The organism is Granulicella sp. L56, from assembly GCF_009765835.1.
Classification (GTDB): Bacteria; Acidobacteriota; Terriglobia; order Terriglobales; family Acidobacteriaceae; genus Edaphobacter.
The window spans coordinates 1,536,724-1,559,558 of the sequence record NZ_LMUS01000001.1 but is presented as its reverse complement, the minus strand read 5'-3'; the positions used below and the strand labels follow the sequence as shown (position 1 = coordinate 1,559,558).

18 protein-coding genes are annotated in these 22,835 nt (G+C 58.7%); 6 read left to right on the top strand and 12 right to left on the bottom strand.

Annotated features, from left to right (window positions below; translation table 11 throughout):
* Positions 1 to 113 precede the first annotated feature (113 nt).
* Both GSQ81_RS06470 and GSQ81_RS06465 read right to left on the bottom strand, forming a co-directional pair.
* Positions 114 to 1,718, bottom strand: a complete 1,605-nt coding sequence (locus tag GSQ81_RS06470) for a ribulokinase (RefSeq protein ID WP_158909813.1) — start codon at positions 1,716 to 1,718, stop codon at positions 114 to 116.
* A 314-nt stretch (positions 1,719 to 2,032) separates the two neighbouring features.
* Positions 2,033 to 3,688, bottom strand: coding sequence for an alpha-N-arabinofuranosidase (locus tag GSQ81_RS06465; RefSeq protein WP_254060038.1), 1,656 nt, complete (start codon positions 3,686 to 3,688; stop codon positions 2,033 to 2,035).
* 280 nt (positions 3,689 to 3,968) lie between these two features.
* On the opposite strand from GSQ81_RS06465, the gene GSQ81_RS06460 reads away from it, so the two are divergent.
* On the top strand, positions 3,969 to 5,081 hold the full coding sequence (locus GSQ81_RS06460) for a LacI family DNA-binding transcriptional regulator (protein WP_371715218.1): 1,113 nt from the start codon (positions 3,969 to 3,971) through the stop codon (positions 5,079 to 5,081).
* Between the two features lie 245 nt (positions 5,082 to 5,326).
* Here GSQ81_RS06460 and GSQ81_RS06455 read toward each other — a convergent pair whose 3' ends face one another.
* From GSQ81_RS06455 to GSQ81_RS06425, 7 genes are all read right to left on the bottom strand, one after another.
* On the bottom strand, positions 5,327 to 5,800 hold the full coding sequence (locus tag GSQ81_RS06455; RefSeq protein WP_158909811.1) for a bacterioferritin: 474 nt from the start codon (positions 5,798 to 5,800) through the stop codon (positions 5,327 to 5,329).
* A 115-nt stretch (positions 5,801 to 5,915) separates the two neighbouring features.
* Complete coding sequence (locus tag GSQ81_RS06450) at positions 5,916 to 6,965, bottom strand: alkene reductase (protein ID WP_158909810.1); 1,050 nt, start codon at positions 6,963 to 6,965, stop codon at positions 5,916 to 5,918.
* 153 nt (positions 6,966 to 7,118) lie between these two features.
* Entirely contained in the window at positions 7,119 to 8,006 is an 888-nt protein-coding gene (gene galU / locus GSQ81_RS06445; RefSeq protein ID WP_158909809.1) for a UTP--glucose-1-phosphate uridylyltransferase GalU, read from the bottom strand.
* 179 nt (positions 8,007 to 8,185) lie between these two features.
* A complete protein-coding gene (locus tag GSQ81_RS06440; protein ID WP_158909808.1) occupies positions 8,186 to 9,940 on the bottom strand; it encodes a DUF885 domain-containing protein in 1,755 nt (584 codons plus the stop codon).
* 69 nt (positions 9,941 to 10,009) lie between these two features.
* The gene (locus GSQ81_RS06435; RefSeq protein WP_158909807.1) at positions 10,010 to 10,462 is read right to left on the bottom strand and encodes an energy transducer TonB; all 453 of its coding nucleotides are present in this window, start codon (positions 10,460 to 10,462) and stop codon (positions 10,010 to 10,012) included.
* 78 nt (positions 10,463 to 10,540) lie between these two features.
* Complete coding sequence (mfd, locus tag GSQ81_RS06430; protein ID WP_158909806.1) at positions 10,541 to 14,236, bottom strand: transcription-repair coupling factor; 3,696 nt, start codon at positions 14,234 to 14,236, stop codon at positions 10,541 to 10,543.
* A 170-nt stretch (positions 14,237 to 14,406) separates the two neighbouring features.
* A complete protein-coding gene (locus GSQ81_RS06425) occupies positions 14,407 to 15,318 on the bottom strand; it encodes a formate/nitrite transporter family protein (RefSeq protein ID WP_158909805.1) in 912 nt (303 codons plus the stop codon).
* Between the two features lie 82 nt (positions 15,319 to 15,400).
* On the opposite strand from GSQ81_RS06425, the gene gatB reads away from it, so the two are divergent.
* The 5 genes from gatB to GSQ81_RS06400 all read left to right on the top strand — a co-directional run bounded on the left by gatB (position 15,401) and on the right by GSQ81_RS06400 (position 20,279).
* A complete protein-coding gene (gene gatB, locus GSQ81_RS06420; RefSeq protein WP_158909804.1) occupies positions 15,401 to 16,879 on the top strand; it encodes an Asp-tRNA(Asn)/Glu-tRNA(Gln) amidotransferase subunit GatB in 1,479 nt (492 codons plus the stop codon).
* Between the two features lie 140 nt (positions 16,880 to 17,019).
* Entirely contained in the window at positions 17,020 to 17,928 is a 909-nt protein-coding gene (locus GSQ81_RS06415) for a TIGR03435 family protein (RefSeq protein WP_158909803.1), read from the top strand.
* Between the two features lie 35 nt (positions 17,929 to 17,963).
* Positions 17,964 to 19,484 (top strand): hypothetical protein, encoded by a 1,521-nt coding sequence (locus tag GSQ81_RS06410; RefSeq protein WP_254060037.1) that lies wholly within the window; start codon positions 17,964 to 17,966, stop codon positions 19,482 to 19,484.
* Between the two features lie 63 nt (positions 19,485 to 19,547).
* On the top strand, positions 19,548 to 19,883 hold the full coding sequence (locus GSQ81_RS06405) for a DUF6496 domain-containing protein (protein WP_158909802.1): 336 nt from the start codon (positions 19,548 to 19,550) through the stop codon (positions 19,881 to 19,883).
* A gap of 81 nt (positions 19,884 to 19,964) precedes the next feature.
* A complete protein-coding gene (locus GSQ81_RS06400) occupies positions 19,965 to 20,279 on the top strand; it encodes a cupin domain-containing protein (RefSeq protein ID WP_158909801.1) in 315 nt (104 codons plus the stop codon).
* A gap of 8 nt (positions 20,280 to 20,287) precedes the next feature.
* Here GSQ81_RS06400 and GSQ81_RS06395 read toward each other — a convergent pair whose 3' ends face one another.
* From GSQ81_RS06395 to GSQ81_RS06385, 3 genes are all read right to left on the bottom strand, one after another.
* Entirely contained in the window at positions 20,288 to 20,605 is a 318-nt protein-coding gene (locus GSQ81_RS06395; protein WP_158909800.1) for an FmdB family zinc ribbon protein, read from the bottom strand.
* Positions 20,606 to 20,671: 66 nt separating this feature from the next.
* Complete coding sequence (locus tag GSQ81_RS06390; protein ID WP_158909799.1) at positions 20,672 to 22,276, bottom strand: hypothetical protein; 1,605 nt, start codon at positions 22,274 to 22,276, stop codon at positions 20,672 to 20,674.
* A gap of 8 nt (positions 22,277 to 22,284) precedes the next feature.
* A complete protein-coding gene (locus GSQ81_RS06385) occupies positions 22,285 to 22,812 on the bottom strand; it encodes a YfiT family bacillithiol transferase (RefSeq protein WP_158909798.1) in 528 nt (175 codons plus the stop codon).
* Positions 22,813 to 22,835 lie beyond the last annotated feature (23 nt).

The window sequence follows — 22,835 nt, the reverse complement described above, 5'->3', positions numbered from 1 at the left end:
TGGCTCGGGAAAAATCCCCGGTTGCCCACTATCACACCCATCGTCATCTGCTTCGACATCTACGTCTCCATCTCTCTCGGTTAAAACCCGCGTACGGGGATTGTTTAAGTTATTTATGCATTGAGTAGAGCTTCCTGCGACGCTGAGTGGCTCTCGTGAGCGATCTCGCGTAGCTGACGGAAGGTCTCCAGCATGGTTACGGATTCTGGTGCGCTCTCGCCGAAATTAAAGTAATGCGCTCGATAGTGGCGATAGAGCTTGTCATAAATCGCGACTGCTTCGGGTTCCGGATTGTAGGTTCGATATTTCAGGCAGAGTTTTTCCTGCGCTTCTTCTACGGTCTTGAAGATACCCGCCGCCAGCATGGCAAATATTCCCGAGCCGAGGCTGGTGGGAATGCCGTCAGGAACGACGACAGGCTTGTTGAGCACATTCGCGTAGATCTGGTTAAGTGTCGCGTTATTCTGCGGAATGCCTCCCGCATTGACGACCCGCTCGACCGGAACGCCATGCTCGGCCATGCGCTCAAGGATGATGCGCGTATGAAACGCCGTGCCCTCGATGGCGGCGTAAAGCTCATCCTGCGCGGTCGTCAATAGGTTCCAGCCGATAGTGATACCGGCGAGGTCGGCGTTGACCAGAACAGTGCGGTCGCCGTTGTCCCAAGTGAGTCGCAGCAAGCCGGTCTGGCCGGGGCGATTCTTCTCGATGCCTTCAGCAAGCGCCTTCACCGTGGTTTCAGCGCGGCGGGCGATGGCTTCGAAGATATCACCGGTGGCTGAGAGCCCGGCCTCGACACCGGCATAGTTGGGATGCACGCTGCCGGGAACGACGCCGCAGACCCCGGGGATGAGGCTGATCTCCGGCTGCATCGCAATGATGCAGGTTGACGTGCCGATTACGTTGACAACATCGCCCGTGCGGCAGCCAGCGCCGATGGCGTCCCAGTGCGCGTCAAACGCGCCGACCGGGATGGGAATGCCTGCGCGCAGGCCCAGCTCGGACGCCCAGTGCTCAGAGAGATGCCCAGCGAGATGGTCGGAGGTGAGATATTCGCCCGAGAGCTTTTCGACCACGCCGTCGAATAGCGGATCGAGCTTCGAGAGAAACGCCTGTGGAGGGAAGCCGCCCCACTTGGGGTTCCAGAGCCACTTGTGGCCCATCGCGCAGACGCTGCGCTTTGCCTTGCGCGGATCGGTGATGCCGGAGAGTGTCGCGGCGACCATGTCGCAGTGCTCGAAGGCGCTGGCGAAGTTGGCACGCTTGTCGGGGTTGTTGCGAAGCCAGTGCAGCAGTTTGGCGAAGCCCCACTCGTGCGAGTAGACGCCGCCGCACCACTCGATCGCTTCGATGCCATCGCGATGACAGGCCTCGGTGATCTCGCGGGCCTCGCGCTTGGCGCGGTGATCGCACCAGAGGTAGTACTCGTCGAGCGGCTGGAGATTTTTGTCTACCGGGATGACGCTGGAACCGGTGGTGTCGAGTGCGATGGCTTCAACCTTATCGCCCGAGACGTTACACTTTGCCAACACGTCGCGCATGGCCTTGGCCAGACCGCGCATGTGGTCTTCGTGAGACTGTGTCGCGTAGTCGGGGTCTTCGCGTTTGCGATGCAGCGGATACTCCGCCATGGCGGTTCCGAGCGGGCCGCGCTCGCTGTCGAGAAGCGTGACGCGCACGCTCAGGGTTCCGAAATCTACTCCTGCAACAATTGCCATGGTGTTATTGTCCCCGTTCGCAGGTTAGATCGTGCTTTGCAAGAGAGCCTTGCTTTAAAAGGGTGACGGCGGATCGGGCCAGCTTGACGATCATCATGAGCATAGAAGAACAATCCATCAATTCAGATTAGAGTGTTTTGATTAAATATTGAAGAAAACGTTTACCAAATAACGCTATCTTCTTTAATCTATCGATGTCAATAAGGTTTTTCAGGGTGAGACTGTCGGAACGGGAGAAAGCGACCATGTCCAGGTTCCATTCCTCGCAGTCGCGCGAGAGATGGAACCTGGGCGTTCTGGATGGTCCGAGCGGTTTAGGCGAGCTGGATGGTGATGCGCGAGACAGAAGCCGGAGGAATGGTGATATTCAACCGGCCACCCTGCACATCGACTGCCAGCTTTTTGAGCTGAACGGCATTAGGCTGCTCGAACGTGTTGTGGGCGTGCATGTCGGCGTCGGTCAGTACCGATGCCTCCGCGGAGGCTATCCTTGCAGAGCCCCGAAGAGCAATCTCGGTCACCTTCGACTCTTTGAGGTCGGGGTTGGTCGCGGTGATCGTGACAGTTTTGCCGCGCATGGAGGCAGAGCCGAGCAATCCCGCCAGCGTGGTGGGCTTGCCGTTACGTTGATAGTGGATCTGCGGCGAAGAGAAGTTCACGCGCAGTGATTGAGCGCCCTGATGCGCGGCGTACATATCGAAGACGTGGAAGACTGGGGTGGTGATGAACTTGTCTTCGTGCGAAAAAAAGAGGGCATTCAGGCAATTGACCAGTTGCGCGCAGGCGGCCATGCCGACTTTTTCCGCATGGCGGTTGAAGATGTCGAGCGTCATGGCGGTCAGCAAAGCATCGCGAAGAGTAACCTGCTGGCCGAGCAGGTGTGTGGGATCGAGTTGGGTGCCGGGTTTGTACCAGGGTCCATACTCATCCACGACGAGCTTGATGTTGCGGTTGGGATCGAATTCACCCAGTAATCCCCACTGCGCTCGCACGATCTCTTCCATGTAGAGGCCCTGCAGGAAGAGTTCGTACCATCCGGTCTCGTCGAAGTCGAGCGCATCGCGCTTGCCCGCGACCCAGTCGGTGGTCTGACCCAGGCTCAGGTTCCAGGTGTAGTAGTGGACGCTCCACCCATGAAGCTCGCGCGGCATATAGTTCTTTTTGCGCAGCGCCTCGAAGAAGCCGTTGGTCCACTCCAGATTGTTGTCGTTGGGGCCTGAGCCGATGAACGAGAGCGGCACGCCGTAGTGTGGAACCCAGGTGGTGAAGCGGCGAAACTCCTCGGCATATTCCTCCGGCTCGAAGTTGCCGCCGCAACCCCAGCTTTCGTTGCCGACGCCCCAATACTTCACATCATAGGGAGCAGCAGAGCCGTTGCCTGCACGCTGCTTCGCCAGCGTGGTGGAGTCGGCGGGCGAGTTGCAATATTCGACCCAGCGAGAGAACTCGAGCGCGGGCAGGCTGCGCAGATTGCTCGCGAGGTAGGGCTCGGCACCGCTGAGATTGCAGAAGCGTACAAATTCGTCCGTACCAAAGGCGTTATTTTCATAAGCCTGAACGGCGTTGCCCTTCAGCCGCGCTGCGTCGGGATCGTCAGCCCAGAAGTTGGTGCGGGTGGGCCGGTCCTTGCGTGGACCAACACCGTCTCGCCAGTCGTAGCTGTCGGCGAAGCAGCCGCCGGGCCAGCGCACGACGGGGACGTGGATCTGCTTCATCCGATCGATGATCTGCTTGCGTATCCCGCCGACGTTTGGGATGGGCGAGTCCTCGCCTACCCAGATACCGTCATAGATGACGCCGCCGAGATGCTCGGTGAACTGGCCGTAGATCTCGGGCGCGATGGTGCCGACGCTCTCGTCGAGCAGAACTTCGACATGTGCATCGGCGGTTGCGCTCCATGCGGGACGGGCAGCGAATGCGAATGCGGCTCCGGCGAGTGACGATGCCTGCAGGAATCTTCTACGGTCCACGGGGTTTCTCCTATGCGGTGAATTCAGGGACGATGTCTGCCCTCGACACATCCACTGTAGTGGCGAGGCCGATTAACAGCAAACGTTTCCAATAAATGGATCCGGTTGGGGAAAGAGTGGCTCGGACGAAAGAGATCTTCCGAGAGTTGCCGGGGGGAACGGTGCACAGGCTGCGAATCGCGGTCTCTGTAGCGGGCGATGTGCCAATGTGGAGGCTATCGGGTTACATAATCGTTTTAGCTGCGTAGGCTATTCTGTAAACGCATTCCTGATACTCTCTATGGCCAACCTTGGACAGAGCACGAAGAAGAAGCGCACGACGACGAAGAAGACCCCGGAGCGTATGGATATTCGCACCATTGCGCGTCTGGCGAACGTTTCGATTGCAACTGTTTCGCGCACGATCAACCGCGTACCGACGGTGAACGCAAAGATCGCCAAGCGCGTGTGGGAGGTCATCGAAGAGCTTGACTACTTTCCCAACACGCAGGCGAGAGCCCTTGTATCCGGGCGCAGTTGGATCCTGGGCCTGATCGTCTCCGAAATCACCAACCCATTCTTCCCTGAGCTGATTCAGGGCTTTGAGGACATCGCCGTCGAGCATGGGTACGAGATACTGGTAAGCTCGACCAACCACGATCCCAAGCGCATGTCGCACTGCATCCGCCGCATGTTGGAGCGCAAGGTGGACGGTGTCGCGGTCATGACCTTCGGCATCGAGGCGCCACTGCTGGACCAGTTGGCCCAGCGCAAGGTGCCGTTGGTCTTTGTCGATGTAGGGCCGGATGGTCCCGGCATTAACGTGCTGAAGGTGGATTATCACCACGGCATACGCCAGGGCGTGCAACACCTCGCGGCACTGGGACATAGAAATATCGCCTTCCTGCGTGGCCCCGTGGGCCTCCATTCGGCTCAGTCCCGCCTCGACGCATTTTTGGAATCGCTGCGCGAGTGCGGCATCGCACCTAACCCGGCGTGGATTCTGCAGGGTGACCATACTTTGGAAGGTGGCATGGCGGCCATGCAGCAACTGCTGGCAGAAAAAAACATGCCGACCGCGGTGATGTGCTCGAACGATATGACCGCCATCGGCGTGCTGCACACGATGTACCGTGCCGGGTTGCGGGTGCCGGACGATCTCTCGGTCATCGGCTTCGACAACATTCACATCGCCGAGGTGACCATCCCTCCGCTGACGACGGTCCAGATGTCGCGCTTCGATCTGGCAAAGGCAGCGGTGACCGCATTGCGGGCCTGTGCGGAAGGGACGGAGAAATCCGTGCAGAAGCACGAGTACAACATTCAGACCGACCTTGTGGTGCGCGAATCGACTGGCTTTCCGCGAGGAACGATGAAGGACCTTCGCAAAAAGTCGCCGCCGAAAAAGAAATAGATTGGCCTTGGCTAAACCGTATCGACATATTCCCCGGAGTAAGTCGTTGCTCCTATATCGATGATGAGCGGTGAGAACGAACTTCGCGCTGAAGGCGCGGTCTATACCAGCATGGGGCACAGCCCCATGAAACGTACAAGCAGGAAATGCAAGGGCTGAAGGCCCGACCTGGTCAAAGGTTCCACGAAAAGTGCCGTCACCGAAAGCTAACGGTGACGGCACTTTATTTACGCATAAGACGAGAGTTAGTCTGCGATGCCTACATCGGGAACATCGATACCGAGGGCGGTAGCGAGAGAGATCTGGTGGTCCTGCTCCTGCAGAAGGATGTCGCGGATATGCTCCGCCGTGGCGAACTCGCCAAGCTCGTCGCACTGCTTGACGCGGCGGCGATACTGGCGGATCGTCTCGTTCTCATTATCCAGATCGAAGTGAAGCATGTCCGTGGCCTTCTCGGAGGTCTTGACCGGCTTGGGGGTAACGCTGGGCATTCCGCCGAGGTAGTCGATCTGGTTGGCGATGGTGATGGCGTGGGCCAGCTCTTCACCGGCGTGCACGGCCAGTTCAGCGGCGATGTTCATATACTGCGCGCCCTTGAGGACCTGGGAATAATTGACGTACGCAATGATGGCCTGATATTCGCGGGCGAGGTCTTCGTTGAGGGCATCGATGAGTTTTTTGCGGGTGACGGAAGCTTTGGCAGTTTTTTCGGTTGGCATCTCTTCTCCAGGATTTTATGAGTACTCTCATAGTGAGATGCAGGAAGTTCAGGCCGCGTTTTTGAGGAGCGGTTCGAAAAATAGAGGACATAGTGTCTGGCAGCCCTACTCTTTTCTACAGAGAAGGGTAGTCCGTATAACCATGACGCCCGGGAGCATAGAAGGTATTTGGCTCAGGCCGATTAAGCGGCGCGTGTTTCGCGAAACGGGCAGGCAGGTCAGGGTTTGCGATGAAAAGCTTGCCAAAGGCCACGGCATCTGCCTTTCCTTCGTCGAGAAGCTGTTGCCCCGTCTGCTGGTCGATGGCTTCATTTGCGACGAAGGTGCCGCCGAATATCTGCTTGAGCTGGGGCCCGATGCTGTCAGGGCCGACGTGCTCGCGCGCAGCGATAAAGGCGATCTTGCGTCGGCCCAGCTCGCGGGCGACGTAACTGAAGGTCGCGGTTAAGTTGGAGTCGGAGATGCCGTGAGAATCGCCGCGCGGCGCGAGATGCATTCCGACCCGCCCAGCGCCGAAGACGGAGATGGCGGCATCGGCAGCTTCGAGCATCAGCCGGGCGCGGTTTTCAATGGGGCCGCCATACTCGTCGGTGCGGTGGTTAGAGCCGTCCTGAAGAAACTGGTCGAGCAGATAGCCATTGGCTCCATGCAGCTCGACGCCGTCGAATCCGGCAGCCTGTGCGTTCTGCGCGCCACGGCGGAAGGCTTCGACCACGCCCTTGACCTCGTCGAGCTCGAGCGCTCGCGGAGTAGGGAAGGCGCGCTGCGGACGAAGCAGGCTGACAGTCCCCGATGCCGCTATGGCGCTGGGTGCGACGGGAAGCTGTCCATTGAGAAATTCGGGATCGGAGATGCGGCCGACGTGCCAGATCTGCGCGAAGATGCGACCTCCGGCATGATGGACGGCGGCGGTAACGGGCTTCCACGCCTCGACCTGCGCCTGCGACCAGATGCCGGGAACGTTAGCGTAACCGACGCCCATAGGATCGACCGGCGTTCCTTCGGAGATGATGAGTCCCGCGCTGGCGCGCTGGGTGTAGTACTCGATCATCATTGCGGTGGGGATGTGGTCAAACGTGCCGCGGAGACGAGTAAGCGGCGCCATGAAGATGCGGTTGGGAAGCTGCAGGTCGCCGAGTTGAATCGGGTCGAACAGTGACGGCATTGGTTACTCCTTCGCGTCCTTCAAAGGCGCGTCGATGATTGGATGCCCGAGGTACGAGAACGGTGCTTAGGGGTGAGATGGAGTAAATGGAATGAAGACATCCCATCCTTCGTGATGAAGTTGCGAAGGATGGGCGTCTTTGTTTGTCCCACTTTAGATTGGAAAAGATTTAAGCCAGGCACGAAACGCCGGCCCGAGGTCCTCGCGCTTGAGCGCGAGCTCGACGGTGGCCTTCAGGAAGCCCAGCTTGTCCCCGGCATCGTGACGCTTGCCCTCATAGCTGAAGCCGTAGACCTTTTCGTATTGCAGCAGGGCCTTAATGGCATCGGTGAGCTGCAGCTCGCCGCCCGCGCCGGGAGTGATGCCTTCGATCATTTCGAAGATGCGCGGAGTAAGAATGTAGCGCCCGATGATGGCGTTCTGCGAAGGCGCTTCTTTCGGCTTCGGCTTCTCGACCATGTTCTTTACGGCGAGCAGGCGAGGATTCTTTGGATCGGGCGTGCAATCGAGGCAGCCATAGGCCGAGATGGCCGCGCCTTCGACAACCTCGGAGCCGAGAATGCTGCACTGCGTCTCGTTGAACGCTTCGACCATCTGCTTCATGCAGGGAACAGTGGCGTCGACGATATCGTCAGGCAGCAATACAGCGAAAGGCTCGTTCCCGACAATCTCTTTAGCCTGAAGGACAGCATGGCCCAGGCCGAGCGGCTCCGACTGACGAGTGTAGGTGATCTTGGCGAGCTTTGAGACGCTGCGCGCGATTTCGAGTAGCGCAGTCTTGTTCTTGGCTTCGAGCGCGGCTTCGAGTTCAGGGCTGCGGTCGAAGTGGTCCTCCATAATGCCTTTACCGCGGCTGGTAATGATGATGATCTCGGTGCAGCCGGCCGCCACAGCCTCTTCGATGCCGTACTGGATCAGCGGTTTGTCGACGAGACAGAGCATCTCTTTTGGCAGCGCCTTGGTTGCAGGCAGGAAGCGAGTGCCCATGCCTGCGGCTGGGAAGACAGCTTTGCGAATCTTCTGGGGAGTCTTTTGGGTCATAAATTCCTTGGATGCAATTTGATTGTTGAAAATGCTAGCAGGCAGGAGTTACAAGTGAATCAATCCAATGGCGGCAGAAAGACCTAACACCGATTTACATCGATCGCACCGATTAACTACGAAGAACAATTCAAGCCTTATCGGTTTAATCAGTGTAAATCGGTGTTAGGTCTTTGGGCTTAAAGTACTGGCGAGTCACTATGCAGCATGGCTTTGCGAATGATCTCAATAGGAGCAAAGCCCTGGCGCATGAAGTTGTTGTGGAAGGTCTCAAGATTGAAGGCCGCGCCCTCTTTCTTCATCATGTCCGCGCGGAGCTGCATGATCTCCAGCTTACCCAGTGTGTAGTAAAGATAAGTCGGGTCAGAGGTGCCTCGTTTGGTTTCAACCACACCCACGGAGCGCGACTGGTATCCCTCCTTCACAAAGAAGTCCTCAGCCTGTTCCATCGTCCACTTTCCGTCAGGCTCGCCCTCGCCGGTGTGCAGCTTGATGCTGTTGACGAAGCGCGCGTCGCGCAGCAGCGCATCCTGCAACTGCCCAAGACGGACAAGATGCGACTCGCGAATCTGTGCAGCCGTGGCATTCGGGCCGGGCGCGTCGTAGCCTTCGTCGAGCATCATCTGCTCGGTGTAGTGAGCCCAGCCTTCAATGTTGGTGTTGGCTCCAAGCACCTTGCGGATCTTGCTCGAAAACTCAGGCATCCAGAGGAACTGAACATAGTGGCCGGGATATGCCTCATGCACGCTGGTGCTGATAATCGTGCCCACGTTGAAGCTGGCCATGTGCTCGGCGATGTGCTGCGCCGTCCAGTCTTTCTCCGGCAGCGTTACGTTGAAATAGGCCTTCGCGGAGTGCGTCTCAAATGGCCCCGGAGGGTCCATCGAAGCGAAGGTGGTGGCGCGCATAAACGGCGGTGTCTCTTCGAGCGTAGGTTGCACCGTGCTTGGGATGGTAATGATGTGGTGCGTATTAATAAACGTAATGAGCGAGTCGAAGGTGCTGTGGAATGCCGAAAGAAGCTGGTCAGGCGCGGGATGAATGGTGGCGAGTTCGGCAAGGACCTCCTGTGGCGTCTTGGTAGGATCGACCTCCTTTGCTACGCGCGCGAACTCAGCCTGGTTCTTGTGCAGGTCGGCAAAGGCAATCTGTAAAAGTCTGTCCAGTGGAATATCAACCATCTCGTCATAGGAGAGCTTCTTGCGGAACGTATCCGCCCCAAGTCGAAAGTCGCCGTTGGAACGCGGAAGAAGATCGGTCTTCATCCACGCTCCGTAAGACTGAAGCGCCGCGATGACCGCCGCATTGGACTTGGCGAAATCAGCCTTCGTGTCAGGATCGGTAACGGATGCAAACGCGCTGGGCACGTCATTTTGAAAAAAGCTGACCAGCCCGTCGATCTGTTCGAGAGCGATCTCGGTATAGATGTGCGGCGGATTCTTAAGGTTCTTCCGTGCCTCTTCGAGCACCTGCGGAATCAACTTCTCGCGCTCCACCACAGCATGAAGCCGCGTATCGGCAGGAGCATAAGGCCGTTCCATGATGACGAAGATGGAGTTAGTGACACCCGAGGAATAAGTGTCGGGGTTCTTCTCCCAAGGCCGAATGACTTCGAGCGTCAGCAGTTGCGAGCGAATATTATTCAGCAGAATCTCGCGGTCCCCCGCGACGCTGGCATCGAGAGCGGTAGGGTCAATCGTTTCGACCTTCTTCTCGAAGTCGTGAAGAGCCGCAATCTCCTTCTGAATCCCCGCAGCGGAGTAATCCTCAAGCTGCGTGTCGTATTGATGCAGCCCCGCACTCGTGCCCGCAGTCGGAGAGAAGTGGAAGTAGACATCGCTGAAGTATTGATCGGAGACGTACTGGAAGGTCTGTGGCGAACCGTCGGCAGAGATGCGTTGCGCGTTGGCTGTCTGAGCGACGGGGATGGCCATGAGAAATCCTAAATATGCGGTCAGGAGGGCGATGGTACGGAAGGATTTGTGCAAAAGACGCCTCATTAGTTAATTCGGTTGAATGGGGGGTTCCGCGGGTGGATGATAACCGCCCGGAGGCATTTGGTCGAAGACCTCAAAATTTACCTGTACTACGAGCTCGACTGCCACGGGCTGTCCGTGTAACGTCGCTGGCTTGAAGCGGTATTTTTTCACTGCATCCATAGAGTTTTTATCGAAACCTGCATTGCTCGACTTGACGATGCGAATTTGGGTTGGTTTGCCGGATGTATCGACAACTACACCAACGTGGACAACGGCTGTGGTTCCTACCCCGCGGAGGCCGCGAGGAAATTTTGGATTTGCCATATGAATTAGAACAGGCGGGAGAACATCTCCGCCTATCTTCAGGGGTGTGGACGCATCTGCTGGCGTTGTGGCGGGGAGAGGGGTAGTCGTTTGAGCGAGGACAGGCAGGGCGAACAAGAGCAACGCAGCGGGAACAAGGAGTTTGAGTGTCATAGATGTTGAAGTGAGTTTACGGCATTGTGTTATGCGGTTTCAGACAAAGGGTAATCGAAGCCTTGGGAGGGATTTGGTTCAGCCATGCGTATCGAGAGCATCCAGCAGCGCACGCGTCTCAGCAATCACATCTTCGGCTTTGGCACTGGTAAGCGGCCAGCGCAGAATACCCTGCGGCGTGAACTGCGCGCCTTTTTTCGTATTGCGGCTGACCAGCTTCATCAGCACTCCCGGATCGACGCTTCGCTCGCGCGCCGGAGCCACGCCCGGAGCGGTCGCAGGTGATCCACCCGATAGCCGTTCGGCAAACTTCAGATGCAGCATCTCGACAAAAGTCTTGGTCTTGCCCAGTTCAATCTGGGTACGTTTGCGGTCGAGCTGTGCAATGCCAAGCTGCTCGCACTGTAGCCGAATCTCCCCAGCTGCCAGCAGGTTCAGCACGGACTCTGGCGGCGTGCCGTAGCGGTCCTGCAACTCGGCACGAACATCGGCAAGTGTGGCAAAGTCCTCCGCCCCGGCGATGCGCTTGTACATGCGCAGGCGCTGGTTCTCTTCGGGGATGTAGTCCGAATCGATGCGAACGCTGATGCCGAGGTTGATGACCGTGTTGGCATGGGCAGGCTTGTCCTCCTCGCCCTTCATCTTGCGCACGGCCTCTTCCAGCATGGTCGTGTACATCTCGAAGCCGATGGCCTCGATGTGGCCCGACTGCTCGCCGCCCAGCATGTTGCCCGCGCCGCGCAGTTCCAGATCAAGCGCAGCGATCTTGAAGCCCGCGCCAAGATCGGAGAACTCCTTCAACGCCGCAAGCCTGCGCCGCGATACCTCGCTCAGCTCCTTCTCCGGAGGAATCAGAAGGTACGAGTAAGCGCGCCGATTGCTGCGCCCCACGCGTCCACGCAGTTGATACAGCTCGCTCAGCCCATGTCGATCTGCACGATTGATGATGATGGTGTTGGCGAGCGGAATATCAAGACCGTTTTCAATGATGCTGGTCGCAAGCAAAACATCGTACTCATGATTCATGAAGGCGAGCATCACCCGCTCCAGCTCTGCCTCGGGAAGCTGCCCATGACCAATCACGACGCGGGCCTGCGGAACCAGCTCGCGAATCTTCGCCGCGAGCTCGTAGATCGACTCCACGCGATTGTGTACGAAGTAGGTCTGCCCGCCGCGCTCCAGCTCCATCTCAATGGCGGTGCGCACCAGCTTCTCGTCGAACTTGGCGACGATGGTCTGAATGGCCATGCGGTCTTTGGGCGGCGTCTCGATCACGCTCATATCGCGCAGCCCGATCAGCGACATATGCAGCGTGCGCGGAATCGGTGTGGCAGACATCGCAAGTACGTCAATGGCCGTTCGCATCTGTTTCAGCCGCTCTTTATGACGCACGCCAAAGCGTTGCTCTTCATCGACCACCAGCAGCCCGAGGTCCTGAAACTTCAGGTCCTTCGACAGAATGCGATGCGTGCCGATGAGAATGTCGACCTTCCCCTGCTCCACCTTTTCGAGAATGATCTTCTGCTCCTTCGCTGTGCGGAAGCGCGAGATCATCTCGATATTGACGGGAAAGTTGGCGAAGCGTCGCTTGAAGGTTTCGTAGTGCTGAAAACTCAGCACCGTCGTCGGCGTTAGTATTGCGACCTGCTTCGAGTCCTGCACCGCCTTGAACGCCGCGCGCATGGCAACCTCGGTCTTGCCGTAGCCCACGTCGCCGCAGAGCAGGCGGTCCATCGGCTGCGTCGATTCCATATCGCGCTTGATGTCGGCAATGGCGTTGAGCTGGTCGTCGGTCTCGTTGAAGTCGAACGCATCCTCAAACTCGCGCTGCATGTTCGTATCCGGCGAAAAAGGAGTGCCCTGAATCGACTCGCGCTGTGCGTAGAGCTTCAACAGCTCGGCGGCCATGTCGGCCATCGCCTTTTTGACGCGCGCCTTGGTCTTCTGCCAACCCTGCGTGCCCAGTTTGTTCAGTTGCGGAGCAGGCCCTGTATCGGTGCTGCGGTACTTCTGGATCAGATCGAGCCGCGTAAGCGGAACGTAGAGCTTGGCCTCGTCGGCAAACTCAAGGATCATCAGCTCCAGTGGTGGCGAATCGTTTTCTTCGATAACGCGCAGTCCGCAATACTGTGCGATGCCATGTTCGACGTGAACAACGTAGTCGCCGACAGCAAGATCGCGAAAATCGGAGATGAAAGCGGAAGCCTTCGATTTGCCGCGCCGCGCCGTCCGCACCGTTACGTCGGCGTCGTCCGATAAATCCTGTGCTCCAAAGATGACAACCTGACGCGCTGTCGTCCGGTCGAGGTCGAGTATCTGCACACCCGCGGCGATCGTCGTCTTTACGATCACAGGCGTGCGCAGGTCGCCCGCAAGATAGCTGGACTCCGAATAAACCGTCGAGCTGCCATGCTGCTCCGTCCGCGAACCGAGGCGATAAGGAACGTGATACTCCTGCAAAAGCCCGGCAAGCCGCTCCACTTCACCCTGATTAGGAGCCGTGAGCAGAATGCGTGCATCCTGCTTCATCAGCACGTTAAGCTGATCGATCAGCGCCGGAATGCTGCCATGAAATCGCTGCGTGGGCCGAGTGGCGAAGTCCACCTCCGACAGGTCGCTGCGGTCGGCGTCGAGTATATCGACCAGCCCAAGCTGATCGAGTTCGCAACCGCAGAATTTGTGGAGGCGGTCATCAAGGTCCCATGGCGAAAGATAAATATCTTCGGGTCGAACCAGATTGCCGATGCCGGAACGATCATGACGCTGCTCAACTTTGTTCCACCAGCGCTCGCCCTGATTTTTGACCATCGCAGGTTCTTCAATGAAGACGCGAGGCGCAGGGCCGCTTGCCGTCAGCAAGTCTAAAAGTGTGTGCGTAGCTCCAGCGACCGGCGCGAAAAACTCCCAGCCGGGAAACACCGTCGCCTCGCCGGTACGTGTGGCAATGTGCGTCTGCAACTCGACCGGCTCTTCTCCACCTTCGAGCGCAGCCCCGGCAACTCCGCTGCGCGTGAGCCGTGCATTGATCGCGGTCAGAACTTTCTCGGTGACAGGAATCTCTGTAAGCGGAAGCAGCAGGGCCTCATCGAGCGGGTTGCTGCTGCGCTGCGTCTCGGCGTCAAAGGTGCGGATGGACTCGATCTCGTCGCCGAAGAAGTCGATGCGCACCGGGCGCTCCATCTCGGGCGAGAAGGCGTCGATGATGCCGCCGCGCAGCGTAACCTGCCCCGGCATCTCCACCACATCGACGCGGGTGTAGCCCACCGAGAGCAGATGCTCGATCAGCATGTCCGGCATGTACTCTTCGCCGACCTTCAGATGCAGTGCCAGCGCCTTGTAAAAGTCGCGGGTAAAGAGCTTCATGCAGGCAGCTTCGACCGGAGCAATCATAAGCCGCGCCGTCCCGTTCGCGATCTTCCACAGCGTCGCAGCCCGGGTCTCCTGAATCTCAGGGTGCGGGGATAGATTTTCAAACGGAAGAACATCGTGCGCCGGAAGCCGCAAGACCTGTGCAGGGTCCAACGCTCCGGTCAACTCGCAGGCAGAGAGTACTGCGGCATGAAGTGCCTCGGCGGCCTTGTTGTCCGAAACGACAATCACGCACGGAGCATTGGCCGCGCGAACGAACAGCGGCAGATAAAGTGCCCGCGCCGTAGCGGTCAATCCAGACACACGTCTGCGCCCCGTGCCCCCGCTCAGGTGGCGGCGTACACGCTCAAAGGCCTCAGAGTGTTCAAGGTCCGCAAGTAGTTCGCGGACGAAGGGAAGAACCATGCTGCATTGATTCTAGTGGAAATCGATGTTTTCAGGCACCGCCCGACCAGACGGTGGACCTGACGCGTTGAGACACGTGTTAAGCCCGCTGCGGGAAGTGGCCTTCGTCGTCCAGATCGTCACCTTATTTCGACCTGAACGTAGCGAAGTGAGGTCCCTGTCCCTCGGTACTATCGTTGCGTCTCCGCGTCAGATTTTTTGGTGGTCGAGCCCGGAGAATCCGGCTCGGGAGGAAGCGCCTCCGCCTCGGCATCGCCGCCGTAGACCACCTGGCCATATTCAAGCAACGTAACCATCCCGACTCCGCCGCAGATATTGCCCGCCACGGCGAGCCATAGCCAGTGCAGAAAGTCCGTCAGCGAGGCCTGCCCGACCAGCACCGCAGTCAGAATCTCGCCGCTGGCCGCGATGCAGTGGGCAAAGTTACCCAGCCCGACGACGAAGGCCAGCATCCAGATAATCATCACCGACCCGGTGATCGAGTGCGAGCCCGAGACCAGCCACGCCACAGTCGCTATGATCCAGCCGCCCATCACCCCGCTCCAAAAGGTAGTCTCCATCGGACGGTGCAGCGCTTCCAGGCCCAGTTGCGACAGCGCATGAACCACATTCGGATGCAGCGCTCCCGTAAGCCCGGCAATCGCGGCAAAGGCCAGCGCGCCCAGCACATTTGAAGGAAGCACGATGCCCCACAGCCGCAGCGTCTTCCACAGATGCTTCTTCTCCGAAAGCACCAGCGCCACCGGATAAAGCGTATTTTCGGTAAAAAGCTGCGAACGCCCCAGGATCACCACGATGAACCCCAGCGGATAAAACATCTTCGCGATAAACAAAGTGGTGTTCGTCGGCTCCGTCCCCGGAGCGGTCAGCAGGGCGATTGCAATTGCATTCCCCAACCCCGACAGCCCCATAAAGATGCCGCCCGCCAGCCCCGAGATGGCGAGTGCCACGCTCGACCGGCCCAACTCCTGACGGGCGTTGTTCGCCACCTGCTCGTAGATATCCTGCGCGCTGGGACGTTCCAGGTTCTTCTGCGCTTCATTCTTCGGGGCGGGCTGGCTGGGGCGTAGGCGATAGGGCATAGGCTTCCTTGGTTTGATCCGTTGCACTTGTGAGATGCAAAAATAGCAGCCGTGACGGCGCTTGTTAGAATCAACTTTGATTATGTCTACCGCTACCGCGCTCTCGCCAGAGGTTCTCGCCAAATATCAGCCCGTCATCGGGCTTGAGGTCCACGTTCAGCTCCTGACCGCTTCAAAGGCCTTCTGCGGCTGCGTCAACCAGTATGGCGGTGAGCCGAATACGCACGTCTGCCCCACCTGCCTCGGGCTGCCCGGCGCGCTGCCCGTGCTCAATCGCAAGGCAGTCGAGTTCGCTGTGCTCGCGGCAAAGGCCATCAACTGCGAGATCCGCGAGACCAGCATCTTCTCGCGCAAGAACTACTTCTACCCCGACTCGCCCAAGGGCTATCAGATCTCTCAGTTCGACAAGCCCATCGCCGAACATGGCTGGCTCGACGTGCCCGACGCCAGCGGCGCGTCCAAGCGCATCGGCGTCACCCGGCTCCACATGGAAGAGGATGCGGGCAAGAGCGTACACGACGGCTTTGCAGATTCCGTATCGAAGACTTACATCGACCTCAACCGCTGCGGCACGCCGCTGATCGAGATCGTCAGCGAGCCCGACCTGCGCACCGCCGACGAGGTCTTCGAGTACCTCACCAAACTGAAAGAGATTCTCCTCTACACGGGCGTTAGCGACTGCAACATGGAAGAAGGCTCTCTCCGCTGCGACGCCAACGTAAGCGTCATGCTCAAAGGCGCGAAGGAGTATGGCACCAAGGCCGAGGTCAAAAACGTCAACAGCTTTCGCTATATCCGCGCGGCGGTCGAGTACGAGATCGAGCGCCAGATCGGCGTCATCGAAGAAGGCGGCCGCGTCGTGCAGGAGTCGCGCCTCTGGAACAACGCCGAAGGCCGGACGTTCTCGATGCGTTCGAAGGAACAGGCGCACGACTACCGCTACTTCCCAGAGCCAGACCTTCCGCCGCTGGTCGTAGGCGCAGAGTGGCAGGCCGAAATCCTGAAGTCGCTTCCCGAGCTGCCCGAGGCCCGTCGCGCGCGCATGATCGCCGAGTACGAGATTAGCGAGCAGGACGCCGCAACCCTGACGGCAACCCGCTCCTTCGCCGACAGCTTCGAGTCCGCAGCAAAGAAAGCGAAGAGCCCCACGCGCGTAGCCGCTCTGCTGACCAGCGAGTTGACCATGCGCCTACGCCTCGCAAATCTCGAACTGGACCAGTCTCCCGTATCGATGGCAGGAATCGTTATGGCCGCCGACCTCGCTGAGTCAGGCGAGCTTTCGAGCAAGATGCTCAAGCAGCTTCTCGACACCTGTTTCGAAAAGAACGAGGACTTCCCCGCAGTCTACGACCGCGAGAAGCCGCAGCAGATCTCCGACGCCTTGGCCATCGAGAAGATGATCGACGAAGTCATCGCCGCAAATCCAAAACAGGTCGAACAATATCGCGGCGGCAAGAAGACGGTCTCTGCCTTCTTCGTAGGCCAGGTCATGCGCCTCTCCAAGGGACAGGCCAACCCCGCGCTGCTGAACGAACTGGTAGTAAAAAAACTCGATAGCTAAAAATCGTTGGTTCGCTTCATCTGCACGTCATCTCGACCGGAGCGAAGCGCAGTGGAGAGACCCCTGTATTTCGCCTTTGCCTCTCTGCCCCGCTTGACACCTGCCCATCAATTGGCTAAACAGGTGTGAGAAAAGTGGCTATGGCAAACCTGTTGAGATGCAAATCGAGTTCGGTCCGCAAGCTGTTACTGTTCACGTTTGTATGGATGGTTGTCGCCGCGCCAGTCACATTCGCGCAGGCAGGCGCGGTTCCAGATGTGGCTGCGACTACAAGCAAAGCGTATGTACCGACGCTGACGTTTGATGTTGCTTCGATCCGGCAAAGCCCAGCCGCGGATTCTTATATGGTGAGCGGTTCCTTCGCGCCTCACTCCAGCTCTTTGCGTGTGACAGACTTCGATGCCATGAACCTCCTTTCCATGGCATACGGTGTCCGGTGGGACCAAATATCGGGCATGCCAAACTGGAGCGCGATGTTCAATATCCAGGCAAAGTCAGACAGCGCTGCCGATGAACGTTTGGCGAAGTTGAGCAAAGCTCAGGAGAGGCTGGAACAGCAGCACATGATGCAAGCGCTCCTCGCCGACCGCTTCAAGCTGAAGGCCCACTGGGAGACGCGAGAAGGCCCAGCCTACGATCTGGTGCTGTCGAAGAATGGATCGAAGATGCAGGAGGCGAAGGGCGAACCGCCCAGTGCCGAGGAGAGGAAAGCATGGGGCGACTATCCCATACCCCCTCTCTACCAGCGAGGCGATAGCCGGGTCGGTTTCGATTATGTCGCTCACGGATGTTCGATGAACGATATAGTTCAGCAACTGGCCGCACAGTTTGGCCATCCCGTCGTCGATAAGACTGGACTCACAGGTAAATATGACTTCACGCTGCGATACCACGGCACGCGGCTAAGCGACAGGAAAGCCGACGATATGGACCCCATCCAACCGCTCGATATAGCGATTCAGGAGCAGTTGGGGCTGAAACTGAAACCCACCAAGGGTTCGGTACAAATGCTCGTGATCGATCACATCGAGAAACCTTCAGAGAATTAGTGGGGGATGGAAATTTTCTGAGGTCTAATAGGCGAATGCATACTCCAGTCAATGGAAAGCTTGGCCGCATCTGCTGTGCGATCGTTCTGGCCGCATTGATCGGCTGCAAAAGCGACGCGCCCTACGTCGTGCCGGAGGAGCCGATGCCTGCCAATACCGTGATGTTGTCGCAAATGATGCGCGAGCTTTCAGCCACTCCCGGCTTCACCGAAGCCGTCCTCGCAGAGCTGGACAAGAGTGGAAAGCAAGGCCCTGCCTTGATGACACCAGTCCTGATGCATCGCCTGCGCGAGTTAATTCTGGGCAAAGACTGGCAAGGGCTCGACCGCTTCCCCGGCTGGACCATGCAGGAGATCAATCCCACCGTGCGCGTCGCCGGACGCATCGCCGGAAAGAATGAAGCACTCCAAGACCTCGCCGCGCGGCATCCCGGCAGCCCGAAGAGCAGCCTGTCCACTGCGCAGGCAAAGCAGTTCATCGACCTCGGCCCCTACACGCTCGAACACGCCGAGACCGTCGATCTCGACAAGCCATCGCAGTTGCCCGGCTTCACCCGCGCAGGCCTCGTCAGCGACCTCGGAGCAGGCGTCCTGCGCGGAGACGATGCCAACCCGCAGCTCGCTCCGCTCCATGCTGAGAGCCAGCGCATAGCCGACGTGCTCAACCGCCTGAGCCTCAACGGACTCGACGACGCACCGCAAGCCACCGCAAAGCTAGCCGGGAAAAATTCCGCAACTCCCGAGGCACTCATACAGACGCTGATCGATTCCGGTCACACCGTCACCGTGTGGGACGCGCGTTACTTCGCGAACTTCGGCCACTTCCACTACAAGGGGCAGGACGTAATGATGCCCTTCTGGGTGAGTTCGCAGATCAAAATTCCCGGCACCAAACGAACGCTGCTCATTCCCGTAAGCCACGCCGAGTACGAGTGGCAGATTCGCGGGCCAAAGATTAACGCCGACGTAAGCTGGTACTTCGGCGTCGATGGCAAGGCCGAGTTCCGCACCATGGACACGCTCGACCAGCCCTGGGTACTCGTCCGCCACGCGCACGAGTACCGCAACGCCGACGCGCTCGAAGTAACCCGCCTCACAGGCAGGATGTCGATCGCCTACATGCATCAACACCAGGCACGCCCAACCCTGCCCTTCGGCGGCTACTACGCTCTCGGCGTCTGCCAGGACAGCGTCGCCGCCATCGAAAAGAAGATGACCGGCAACGCGACGCTCTTCCCAAACACCGCGGATGGCGCGTTCTTCGACGATCCACGCGACGCCGAAGTCAACGCACTCCTCGAAGCCATCCCGAAAGACCGCAACGGAAAGCCGCCGGAGCCGGAGCGAATCTTCGGTTCTTTACCGACGGCAGATTTAAATGCAATCACCATCCCCGGCCTCACTGCCGATCTCGTAGCCGTGCAAACCGCATGGCATGATGGCTCGCTCGAACGTACGCAATCGTGGACGAGAAAGATGCTGGGAAGATTGCTGGGCATATCCGCAGCGGCATTGCTGCTGGGAATCGTAGTGGTAAAGCGCCGACGCTCGCGATAGCACTGTCTGCAACGATGCAACTTATCGCTGCGATTCCATACTCCTAGATGCAGGGAGAATTTTATGGCAAACAAAAAAGCAACAAAGAAGTCCGCAACTAAAAAATCGGCAATCAAGAAATCAGCCAGCAAAAAAACTACAAGCAAGAAAACCGCAACAAAAAAGACTGCGACGAAAAAGAGTGTCAGCAGGAAGACACCTGCGAAGAAGAGCAGCTCAGGCCGCAAGTACGGAACGGCCGCTGGCAAGAGCGTCGAGCGCGAGATGAAGGCGATGAAGCAGGGCAAGCTCAAGAGCGGCCGCAGCGGCAAGAAGGTCACCAGCCGCAAGCAGGCTATTGCAATTGGCCTCTCCGAAGCGCGCAAAGCCGGTGCAAAGGTTCCCAAGAAGAAGAGCTAGAACGTATGACTTTCTGAGTCCACGCTCTGCCATCACCATCAAAACGAGATGAGCGAAAATACGATTTTCCGAAAGCCTTTATTGAGCGCGGCACTTGGAAGCCGAACGGTTACGCAGGTAGAAGTTCGTGAGATTGTCTTTGCGCCCGGCCAGCGCACCGGCAGGCACTCTCATCCCTGTCCGGTCGTCGGGTATATCGCTGAAGGAACTGCCGTATTTCAGCGGGAAGACGAAGCGGAAGCGCGAACGCTCGATACAGGCTCAGCCTTCCACGAACCGGCAGACGCAGTGATTACGCGTTTCGACAACGCATCTGCCTCGCATCCCATGAAGTTCGTTGCATACTACCTGCTCAACGGCGATCAGGAGCTGATTCATATGCTGCCGCAGGAGTAGCGCTTTCGTTATTTCTTATCCGAACTGGCTGCAGGTGCTGGAGCAGAAGCTGCGGGCGCCGCCGCAGCCGCTGGTGCAGGAGTAGTGTTCGAACCCGAGTCTGAACTCGGCGCAGAACTTTTACTCTCGGTGGAAGCCTTTGGCTTGGCGTTGCCATAGCCGTCCGCATACCAGCCTCCGCCTTTGAAGCTGACGGCAGGCGCGGAGATAACGCGCTCAAGAGGCCCACTGCAATAAGGGCAAATCGTGATCTCGGGGTCGGAGAATTTCTGTATCTTCTCGGTGCGGCGATGGCAGGCAGTGCATTCGTATTCGTAGAGCGGCATTGCGGAGTCGTTTCCTATCTGTCCAGGTACAACTCTATTTTATAGCCTCTGGCAAGGGCGCTCGCGCTACAGGCGAGAATCGCTACTCCGCTTCCGCCAAACCGCCTTCACCTTTGCGCGCCATCGCTCATCCAGCGCAACCAGAGACCACTCCACTCGCGGCGACAGATATCGCAGCACCACCTCCGTCGCCGGATGCACCCGCAACGCCGGAGCCACCAGATAGAGCTTCGGCGCCTCGGCCGACAGCCTGACCCCGCCAAAGTATCCATGCCGTTGAAACTCGCCCAGCCCGCTCATTTGATCGGGATTCTGCAGATGATGCCATCGCACTCGCACCCAGTAGTCCAACCCCTGCAAGGCAAGGTGCAGATCTTCGTCGGCCTTCAGCTCGATCACCGCCAGTCGTCCATCATCGGTCACGCCCAGCAGATCGAGCATCCCGCGATCCGCCGCGGCGAACGCCGGAACCTGCGTATAAACATGCGCCGCATTCAAATGCGCATCCAGCGGTTCGACATCGCGCCGCAGAACGCTCTCCAGCCAACGCTCCGGCTGCATCCTGTACAGCGGATCGCGGCTGTCGCCATTCGCAGCCCGTCGCGCAAACAGCCGCGACACCAGCTCCCGCAGCTCGGCTTCATTCTCGCCGGTCAGCACCGTCTCATTCGCGCCCGCGCCAAACGTAATCTCCTGCGTGCTGTTGAAGGAGCTGCCCCCATACCCCATCCGCACCCGCGCAAACTCCAACCCATGCAGCAGAAACGCCATCTCCGTTCCGCTGCGAATCTTCTGCTCCACCACCTCGCGCATCGGTTCCGGCACCAGCGCCATCACTCGCGCAGCCGACTCGCCAAACCGCTCCCGCGCGGCCTCCATATTTGGCGCATGCATCAACCGAGTCGTCAGGTTGCCATGGTCGGCAGCATCGCGCTGCTCCAACTCTTCGCTCGCCTGGTCCAGCTCCCACAACTCCCACAGCGCAGCATCGCAATTGAGCCACGCCAGCCGCGACAGCGTCAGCGTTGCCATGCCACGCGGCACAATCACCCGCAGCCCCTGATACAGCCTCCGTCCGCCGCCCGATTCGCGACAGTGTTGCAGCCACAAAATTCCCAGCGTCAAAATCCCATCGACGGTGGCCTGCGTCTCTTCTTCATTCACGGCGATGACGGCCCAGGCCTTCTGTCCTTGCACCAGCGATCCCCGCGCATACGCTGGCCCAAAGCTCTTTTCAAGGTCCATCGCGGTACGAAACCCATCCGGTTTCCAGTCGTCGAAGTTCCGCTGCAGCACCCGTTCCAGCACGCGCAGATACTTCACCCGCGTTGCCTCGCGCGTCGAAGGCGTGCGCCGGTCTTTATCTGCGGCAAGCTCCAGCATCTGCGGTTTCGTCTGTCCAAAGCGATGCGTGCTCAGCCGCAGTACGCCGTTCCGCAGCGCAGTTCCGCTCACTCGGCGAACCAGGTTGCGGTCCTCGCCCCAAAGATGCAGCGTGCATCGTCCATGCTCCGTGGCCAGCGAATACTTCGCCTCGCGCATGTCGAAGAGCACCTTGCCGTCTTCGAGCACGACTGCCTTCGGGTGTTCGGCAAGAAACCCCTCCAGCGCCGCGGCAATCTGCTCCACGGTCTGCTCCGGCTCTGCCCCTGCCGTGCGCGACAATCTCATGCCGCCAGCTACCACTCTTCTTTTGCGCGCAGATGCGTAATGTGCGCCACATGATGCATCGAGTGCCACGCATACGTTAGCGTCATCACATCCAGCGTCACCGGTCCGTTCTCGGGATGCAGAAACCCGCGCTGCCACTGCTCCTCGCTCAGCGATTGCAGCAACATCACCCAGCGCGCATGAAGGCTCTCCACCAGCTCCAGCGACCACTCGATCGGGGCGGCATAGTCGCGAAGCGTTGCCCATGCTTTTTCGTCATAGGGCTTGATCGTCGGCCAGTCTTCGGTCAGCGCCAGCCGCAAGCGGACAAATGCGTTCATGTGGCTGTCCGCCATGTGGTGTACCACCTGCCGCACCGTCCATCCTCCCTCGCGATAGGGCGTGCTCAGTTGTGCTGTATCCAACCTATCAACGGCGTTGCGTAACATCTCCGGCGTCTCCGCCAGCGTCGAAATCGCTTGCAGTCGGTCGTCCGGTGTAATGATTGCCGGCTTCTCAAACCTTCCAATCGGATAGTGCGGATCATGCTCGGACATACAAAGCTCCTCAAAGATTCATT